6 protein-coding genes and 1 pseudogene are annotated in these 9,144 nt (G+C 54.5%); 4 read left to right on the forward strand and 3 right to left on the reverse strand.

The window, feature by feature from the left end; genetic code table 11:
• Window positions 1–19: 19 nt before the first annotated feature.
• Window positions 20–1,813, reverse strand: coding sequence for a DUF1302 domain-containing protein (locus tag GBC55_RS10310; RefSeq protein ID WP_162437278.1), 1,794 nt, complete (start codon window positions 1,811–1,813; stop codon window positions 20–22).
• A gap of 890 nt (window positions 1,814–2,703) precedes the next feature.
• On the opposite strand from GBC55_RS10310, the gene GBC55_RS10315 reads away from it, so the two are divergent.
• Together GBC55_RS10315 and GBC55_RS10320 are read left to right on the forward strand one after the other, a co-directional pair.
• Complete coding sequence (locus GBC55_RS10315; RefSeq protein ID WP_162437277.1) at window positions 2,704–4,662, forward strand: S-type pyocin domain-containing protein; 1,959 nt, start codon at window positions 2,704–2,706, stop codon at window positions 4,660–4,662.
• A gap of 1 nt (window position 4,663) precedes the next feature.
• A complete protein-coding gene (locus GBC55_RS10320) occupies window positions 4,664–4,921 on the forward strand; it encodes a bacteriocin immunity protein (RefSeq protein ID WP_162437276.1) in 258 nt (85 codons plus the stop codon).
• A 47-nt stretch (window positions 4,922–4,968) separates the two neighbouring features.
• On the opposite strand, the pseudogene GBC55_RS10325 reads toward GBC55_RS10320, so the two are convergent.
• Window positions 4,969–5,121, reverse strand: a pseudogene (locus GBC55_RS10325) (serine/threonine protein kinase); the annotation flags it as partial.
• A gap of 235 nt (window positions 5,122–5,356) precedes the next feature.
• Between GBC55_RS10325 and GBC55_RS10330 the strand changes: the two are divergent.
• Window positions 5,357–7,393, forward strand: coding sequence for an S-type pyocin domain-containing protein (locus GBC55_RS10330; RefSeq protein ID WP_247266890.1), 2,037 nt, complete (start codon window positions 5,357–5,359; stop codon window positions 7,391–7,393).
• Window positions 7,394–7,651, forward strand: a complete 258-nt coding sequence (locus tag GBC55_RS10335; protein ID WP_162437274.1) for a bacteriocin immunity protein — start codon at window positions 7,394–7,396, stop codon at window positions 7,649–7,651.
• Between the two features lie 47 nt (window positions 7,652–7,698).
• Here the strand turns inward: GBC55_RS10335 and GBC55_RS10340 are convergent, their stop codons facing one another.
• Window positions 7,699–8,610: an SDR family oxidoreductase gene (locus GBC55_RS10340; protein ID WP_162437273.1), complete on the reverse strand. Its 912-nt coding sequence runs from the start codon at window positions 8,608–8,610 to the stop codon at window positions 7,699–7,701.
• Window positions 8,611–9,144 lie beyond the last annotated feature (534 nt).

Below are 9,144 nucleotides of genomic sequence, written 5' to 3' on the forward strand. Positions count from 1 at the left end.
ATTATCCTTGTCAGCCAGATCAGAAGTTCATGCCAAAGCTCAACGCCAGGAAGTCGCGATCTTCCAGCGTGTTGTAGTCACCACCGAAGAAATCGGTGTAACTGAGGCTCGCGGTATAGGTGTTGCGGTAGTCCGCATCGACGCCGACGCTGACGGCCTTCGCGCCTTCGTTGAACAGCCCGTTGGGGCCATAACCGGAGACGTCGTGGGACCACGACAGATTGGGTTTGAAGTTGATGCCGGCGATCACGTTGTTGTAATCGAGGATGGCGCGAGCGCGATAACCCCAGGATGTCGAGGTCACGAAACCATCGGTGTCCCCGCCGAAACCATACTGGCCATACACCGAGTCGCGGCCATAACGCAGCTTGGAGCGCGCCTCCAGTCCACCGACCCGAACCACGGCCGCCTCGCCCACCAGGGTAAGACGGTCTGCACCCGCCACCTGATCGATGAAGTGCGTCAGGGTGCTCTGGATCTGCGTCACTTCCTTGCGACGGTAGCCCTTGTTGTCGGCACCGGGTGCGGAAGCAATCGGAGAAGCGGCGCCACCCGCAATCGGGTTGAGCATGGCCAGGGTCAGGTCGGTGCTGTTGATTTGCACTGGCGCATTGGGGCGATAGCTGATTTCGCCGGTCCACGCCGTACCGGTCGGCAAGGTGGTGGAGAAACTCGCGCCGTATAAACGGATGTCTTCGGGGTATTCGAGGTAATACTGGCCGCGACCGAGCAACACGCTCTGGGCCAGCGCCGAGCCCGTGCCGGGGGCCAGACTGTTAGCGGTGGCGACGATCCCCGGAAGGCTGGCAAGCGTACCCAGGCCAGCCGTCGTGGTCCCCACGTTCGGGGAGCGACTGTGGTAATTCATGAAGTACAAGCCGTACTCGGTGTCGTCACCCAGCCAGCGCAACGCCGTACCCCACTGCCCGGAATCGCGGGCATCGCGATCACCGCCACGGGGCACCACCACGCCTTCCCTGGTGACTTCGAAGCCCTGACCAAAAGCTGCGGCGATCGGCTGCAGAGGCGCGATGGCCGGGCTCGCGACCGTATAGCCCTTGGTACAGCCGTCCGCGGCCACGTCACCGCCGAAGAACGTCCCGCAGTTGTCGAGAACGGTCTGATCCCACTCCAGCTGATAGAACCCTTCTACGGTCAACTTGTCCGTCAGCCCCTGGGATGCGAACAGCATGTTGACCGGAATCAGGCCTTCCTTGATCTCGGCCCCCGGGCGCCGGAACGCGGAGACGTCGACCGGATTGATACTGTTGATCGAGTTGCCGATGAAGGTGCTTTCGCCCCAGCTCACCACCTGCTTACCGGCACGCACCGTGCCCGGCAGATCGGCAAGCGAGTAGTTGTGATAAACGAAGGCATCGAGAATCTGAGCGCCCGAAGACTTGGAGCCCTCTTTGCGATTGTGATCGCTGATCGGCTTGAAGGGACGGTCCTCGTCTTTCAGCTCGAAGTCGTACCAGTATTTGCCTCGAACGAACATGCCGGTGTCGCCATACTTGAGTTCGAGGTCGTGTATCCCTTTGAAGATCTTCGAGAAGGTTTCGCCTTTCTTGAAGTTCAACCGCCCATCATCCCCGGTAGAAGCCTGGCCCGTCCCGCCGTTTACAGTGCCCACCAGTGACTTGTCGGCATCACGCATGCCCCAGCTCGCACCCACCGACAGTGAAGAATCGAACGTCCCTTCGATTTCCCCGATATTGAACGAAACAGCCTGCGCCTGGGCACAGCAGCCCAAGGCCACCGCAGCGGCCAGCGCCTGCGGCGTGAAGATGGCGCGCATTGTTGTTTTTGTCATGCGTCTTCCCCGGTGAGTGACAGAAGGCCACACCCTACTGCTGCAGACCGGGAGCGATAAGCGCACGAAGGAGGTATTCGCGGTGTAGCTCTAAAGGATGAATGGCGTTGTGGAATCAGGATTTGCGCGGGGTATGAATGGGCTGGATTGTGCGTTATCAATGAATCGCATGGCGCGTACAAACTCCGACCCGTAGCAGCTGCCGAAGGCTGCGTCCGACTGCGCAGCAGTCGCAATTCCGGCAGGCATTTTTTTCCTGATACAACGCGGTGATTGGTTTCGCGACTGCTGCGCAGCCGAACGCAGTCTTCGGCAGCTGTTACAGGATCGTGGGTGACTGGGGACTGTTGCTCAGACTGCAACACTGCATGTCCGGATTCGCTATTTTTCCTTTGCAGACAAGGCTTTAATATTGCCGGGCTCTCAGGGAAACAGCCTGGATGCCAGTAACGATGCGTGTGTTCAGTCCACGTCGTTATCTAGCCGATTTCAGATGAATCGAGTTGTCCGGTTCATCGCCCCGTGTACACAGACGTTGATTTGTAGCTCCTTGATCCAACGTCTTACTTTGGCCGCTGCGTTTGCAGCGGCCTTTTTTATGGGCGATGGTTTTGTAGCGCAGTGTCAAATGTCGCTTCGGACAAGAGTGCCGTCCTACATTCATATACTTCAAGAACGCAGGATTTATCTATCTGCGTTGCAGACAAATCTATACATATCCATATTCATGGAAAACACCTTCAAACCTTCAAGCAGAAACCTACACCCTTCTCAGACCCATGTTTTTTAGTTTCGCTGTAACTTTAGGTTGCACGCAGCAGTAATGATAATTCTTTCACTTGACGGATCATCCCTCCCCGAAAATGCGCGCACATTCAAAGGACATGAATATGCAAAAACCACCAGTGGTCATAGTAGAAAAAACATCAAGACCTGGATTTATCGAGTTTGAAACAGCCATAGAAACAGTCGGGCTTGCTCCCGACCATATGAATCGTGCTCGCCCAACACCAAACAACGGCGGAAAATACGGCGCTTCTGTTTCTACTTATCATAAAAACTTGTACACCATCCAAGATAATTCACAATTAATGGCTCAGGAATATGACGCCAAAACCATTGCACTGCCACAAACAATTGAAAACGAACTGGCCGCCGTCCGATTAGAAGGCTCAACCGAGCAACTTCCACCCGTACAAGCGATTCTTCGAGAGCTGGATGTTCGCAACACACTTACTCAACGCATAGCCGCTGAATTTCACGACCAAACAGCAATCGCCAATGAGTTTTTCGGAGGTAGCCCATTCAACAGGCACGTCAATGACTTCATGACAAAAGCTACAACCATAGAAAAGAGGCCCGGGCCTGATGGCATTGCCATGCAGGCATGGTATCGCTCGTACCGGGCGGCTCATAACGCCCAGTTGTTATCGCAAAGTCTGACTTTACTCAGCCAGCAGCAAGTCAATGTCCAGAATTTTCTAATGGCGGCCCAGGCAGAAGAGCAAGCAAGGGCAGCAGCCGAGCAGGAAGCGCAGCGAGTCGCTGCCGAACTGGCACGGATCAATGAAGAAGCAGAAGTCCGCGCTCGGGAGCAAGCCCGACTTGCAGCCTTGGAAGAAGCCCGGCAAGCGGCCGAAGAACAAGCACGCATTGCGGCAGAGGCAGCGGCGCAGCAATTCGCTGCAGAACGGGCGCACCTCGAAGCACTGGCAGAGTTGCAGCGACTTGAAGAACTGCGGCAAGCGGAAGAGAACGCTAGAAAAACGACGCTGGCCATGGCGGGTTCGACAGCGGCAGCAGGCCCCCTGTTCGCTGGCACAGCCGGAACGTTGGTGGTCAGTGAGGCAACATCGCTGGCAGTTAGATCCGCTCTTCAATCAGCACTAACCGCAACAGTCTCGGCTGCCGTCGGCTCAGCGGGGGCCGTGGCCAGCGGGTTTGCGGCACTGGTGTACCCATCGCCTCTGGGCAATAGCGACCTCTACTCATTAAGCGTTCCGCTTTCAGACCTCTCGCCGGCTACCGATCAGAACTTGAGCGCACATGCGCCAACAAGCGGCCAAGTCAAACTGACGGTTGGCATCGGCTCAAAAACTGACGGCAGCACCATCGAGTACTTCGTGGTCGCCATGAACGGCACGACGGCGCCTTATGACGTGCCGGTTCAACTCGCTACATACGATCCAACCCGGAAGGTCTACACGACTCAAAGTCCTGGCCTGCCATCCATAGGGATGACATGGACGCCGATTGTTCAGCCGGGTGACGCCTCAACGTCACTGCCCTCGACCGAGCCGGGCATTGTTGTCTATGAGGGCGCTACCGTAACTGCCCTCGAAGGACGCATCGATGCATTCCCTGAGCTGGATCTCGATAGTTTGGGAGGCTTCATCACCGTTTTCCCTGCAGACTCGGGGATACCCCCGATCTATACGATGTTCAGGGATCGGCGGGATGATGCGGGCACAGCAATTGGCGATGGAGAGGTAATTTCAGGCGTCTGGCTGGGAGCTGCCTCACAGAGCGAAGGTGCAGCAATTCCAAGGCAGGTTGCCGACGAACTTAGAGGAAAGGAGTTTTCAAATTTCAGAGCGTTTCGAGAGAGCCTTTGGAAGGCTGTCGCTCGCGATGCAGATTTAGCCAAACAATTTACAACGAACAACATTCAAGAAATGAAAAATGGACGTGCTCCATTTCCTCGTAAAATCGATAGACTAGGAGGCCAGGTAAAGTTCGAATTACATCATGTAAACCAAATTTCCAAAGGCGGCGAGGTCTACGGAATTGACAACATCCGCATTGTCACTCCCAAACGACACTCCGAAATACACAAAGGAGAGAAGTAAAATGAACACATTAAAATTTTCGGATTACGCCGAGAAAGATTTTCTTCTTCTTCTAAGAAAAATCTGCAACTCAGAGTACCCGACAGAAAGAGAACAAATAGAGGCGGTCCTTTTGTTTGAGGAACTGACCGAGCACCCCGACGGTTCTGATTTGATTTACTACGCAGATACCGATGAGGACGCTACCCCTGAGGCTATTGTAGAAAAAATCAAAACCTGGCGAGCAGCCAACAACAAACCAGGCTTCAAACCAGAGTAATTAAAATTAACAGGGGCAGGACACACATCCTGCCCCTGCTGCATCCATCACATCGAATACTTCTGCAAATTCCCCATCATCTCTTTCAACGCTTCAATATTGTCCTTCGGATGCGCCGCCCCTTCGAAATCGCAAATCTGCTGCCAATGCGCCGCCACGTCCTCGGGCGAGAACCCAAGCCGCGAATCAAACCCCGCGCCCTTTTCTGGCAACTCGTGCGAACTATAAGAAATATTTCTTACACGGAAAAATTTAACCTCCACTCAGAACTTATAGAAACCACCCGCGAACACTCAAGCAAAGTCCTACACACTTATAAGACTCGTTGCTTTTAGTTTACCTATAGCCTTTAACCGCCGGACCAACACTGGGAAGCGTAAGCACATTGTCAAAATGTGTGCACTTCAATAACGCAGATTTCAAAAGGATATGAATATGCGAAAACCAATCGGACCACCACCAAGACCTGGCTATCTAGAGATTGATACCTATATCGATATAAAAGGCGTTGCGCCTGATCACATCAACCTTCCACCTCGAGGATCAAGCCATCTTAAAAATGGGCCATTCGGCATCGGCATGGCAGAAAGCTTCATTCAAAATCGGGCGGCGATTGTAAATACAATCAACGCACTGGAGCAGGACTATCAAGTCAGAAGCAGTCAATTATCACAGACTATTGAAACAGATCTTGCCGTTGTTCGATCTGAGGGTCCGAATGATCCTGTAACACCATCACAATCATTAATTCGAGAACTCCAGGCTTTAAATACACTGAATCAGCGAAAATCTGCCGAATACCATACTAAAACAACAATCGCCAATGCGTTTTATGGAAAAGATCCATTTAACTGGACTATTCACGAGTACATGTTAAAAGCCACGAAGATGGAACAATGGCCGGGGCCGAACGGCATAGCCATGCGAGCTCTGAATCAATCGCTTAGCGCCGCGAACGATGCAAGACTGTTATCACAAACAATTGATTTACTCGGTCAGCGCAACCTCAACCTCATACAGACCATTAATACTTTACAGGCCGCTGAACAGGCGCAATTGGCAGCAGAACAGGAAGCACAACGTGTCGCTGCTGAACAGGCACGCATCCAGGCGGAAGTTAATGCACTGGCTCAGGCCCAAGAGCAGGCTCGTTTAGCTGCGATCGCAGAGGCCGAGAGGCTGGCCGCAGAGCAAGCACGTTCAGCGGCAGTCGCAGAGACCGAGCGGTTGGCAGCAGAGCAAGCACGCTTAGCGGCAGTCGCAGAGGCAGAGCGGTTGGCTGCAGAGGCAGCAGCCCAGCAAATAGCTGCAGAACGGGCGCACCTCGAAGCACTGGCAGAGTTGCAGCGTCTTGAAGAACTGCGCCAAGCGGAAGAGAACGCTAGAAAAACGACGCTGGCCATGGCAGGTTCGACAGCGGCAGCCGGCCCCCTGTTCGCTGGCACAGCCGGAACGTTGGTGGTCAGTCAGGCAACATCGCTGGCGATTAGATCCGCTCTTCAATCGGCACTTACCGCAACAGTCTCGGCTGCCGTCGGCTCAGCCGGGGCCGTGGCCAGCGGGTTTGCGGCACTGGTGTACCCATCGCCTCTGGGCAATAGCGACCTCTACTCATTAAGCGTTCCGCTTTCAGACCTCTCGCCGGCTACCGATCAGAACTTGAGCGCAAATGCGCCCTCAGGCGGCCAAGTCAAACTGACGGTTGGCATCGGCTCAAAAGCTGACGGCAGCACCATCGAGTACTTCGTAGTCGCCATGAACGGCACGACGGCGCCTTATGACGTGCCGGTTCAACTCGCTACATACGATCCAACCCGGAAGGTCTACACGACTCAAAGTCCTGGCCTGCCATCCATAGGGATGACATGGACGCCGATTGTTCAGCCGGGTGACGCCTCAACGTCACTGCCCTCGACCGAGCCGGGCATTGTTGTCTATGAGGGCGCTACCGTAACTGCCCTCGAAGGACGCATCGATGCATTCCCTGAGCTGGATCTCGATAGTTTGGGAGGCTTCATCACCGTTTTCCCTGCAGACTCGGGGATACCCCCGATCTATACGATGTTCAGGGATCGGCGGAATGAAGCAGGTGTAGCTGGGGGAGATGGCGAGACGATTTTGGGTGTTTGGTTAGGCGATATCTCACAAAACGAAGGGGCAGCGATTCCGAAGCCGATCGCAGATCAACTACGAGGCAAACAGTTTTCCAATTTCAGAGAGTTTCGCGAAAGCTTTTGGAAAGCTGTTGCAGGCGCTGACGATTTATCGAAACAATTTAAAGCCAACAACATCCATGCAATGAAAAACGGGAGAGCTCCGTTTGTTCCTGAAGCTGGTATATTAGGCAACCGAATTAAATTCGAACTACACCACATTCAACAAATCTCCAAAGGAGGCGATGTATACGGGATAGATAACATTCGTATAGTCACTCCAAAACGGCACGCCGAGATTCACAAAGGAGGCAACTAAATGAGCAAGCTAGATATTTCGGATTACACCCAAACAGAATTTCTTATTTTCTTAACAAAAATATGCAACGCCGAGTTCCCAACTGAAAAAGATCATATAGAAGCCGTCCTATTATTCAGGCTGCTAGTTGAGCATCCCAACGGATCTGATTTGATTTATTACCCAGAGACAGACGAGGACGGCACACCTGAGGTAATCGTCGAAAAAATTAAAACCTGGCGAGCAGCCAACAACAAACCAGGCTTTAAACCAGAGTAATCAAAAACAGCAGGGGCAGGACACACATCCTGCCCCTGCTGCATCCATCACATCGAATACTTCTGCAAATTCCGCATCATCTCTTTCAACGCTTCAATATTGTCCTTCGGATGCGCCGCCCCTTCGAAATCGCAAATCTGCTGCCAGTGCGCCGCCACATCTTCGGGGGAGAATCCAACCCGCGGATCAAACCCTGCCCCCAGGCTGCGTTCCCAGCGCACTTTGCCCATCCAGCCGCCGCCGACCTCAAACAGTCCCGAGGTTTCCTGACAATTTTCGCTGGCGAGATACACCACCAGCGGGCTGACGAGTTCCGGTTTGAGTTGTTCGAACACTTGGGGCGGGATGAGGCCTTCGGTCATGCGTGTGCCGCCAGTCGGGGCGATGGCGTTGACCAGGATGTTGTTCTTGCGCCCTTCAATGGCCAGTGTGCGGGTCAGGCCGTAGAGGCCGAGCTTGGCCATGCCGTAGTTGGATTGGCCGAAGTTGCCGTAGATGCCCGAGGTCGACGCCGTGAAGATCACCCGGCCATAGTTCTGTTCGCGCAGGTGCGGCCAGGCGGCGCGAGTAACTTTGTAGGCGCCTTCGACGTGGACGCGGTAGACCAGGTCCCAATCGGCGTCTTCCATTTTGTGGAAGGTCTTGTCGCGCAGGATCCCGGCATTGTTGACCACGACGTCGACACGGCCGAAGGCATCCAGAGCGTGTTGCACGATTTTGTCGCCATCGGTTACTGAGTCGTGGTTGGCCTCGGCAGTGCCGCCGGCCTCGCGAATCTCCGCCACTACCCGGTCTGCCGCTGAAGCGTTAGCGCCTTCGCCTTGAGCCGAGCCACCGAGGTCGTTGACCAGCACCCTGGCGCCTTGTTTGGCAAACAGCAGCGCGTGAGCCCGGCCGAGGCCGCCGCCGGCACCCGTGATGATCACGACTTTATCTTCGAAGCGAACAGACTCACTCATAGGGTTTAACTCCAGCAGACCAAAGGACGATGAGTCCGAGTGTCAGGCACGGCGTTGCTGGTCACAATGAACACAGGTGAGGCTGAATGGTGCGCGATAAGGCAGGGGGATGATGCGGTCGGGATTGTGGATTGGAAATGGGACCGGGGGAATTTGAAAGAATCGCAGCCTCGTTGCACTCGACAGCTCTTATGGAACAAACGTTAAACCATTGATTTTAAAAATGAGCTTTTTACTCATCTTTAGACATCCAATGCGGCGAGCACCCAGTTCCTTGCGCGACAGCGTGGCGTCGAAGACGTGGCGCCCCTCCTGCAGGGATAACGTTGAGCGGGGCACGCCCGCAAAGTCAGGTCGGCTGTCAGGCCGCCTCGCATTGGCTTTCGATCTGCTTTTGATCTTGAATTTCTTGCCCCATGGGAAGGCCGAGCGCAGGTTCTGCGCAGTGGGCAACCCGGCATGGATGCCGGGTTAGCCGCGCACGGCCATGGATGGCCGATCGCGGCGGGCCCACGGAGCAGGACCGGAGCGAGG

Source organism: Pseudomonas sp. TNT3, assembly GCF_010095445.2.
Taxonomy (GTDB): Bacteria; Pseudomonadota; Gammaproteobacteria; order Pseudomonadales; family Pseudomonadaceae; genus Aquipseudomonas.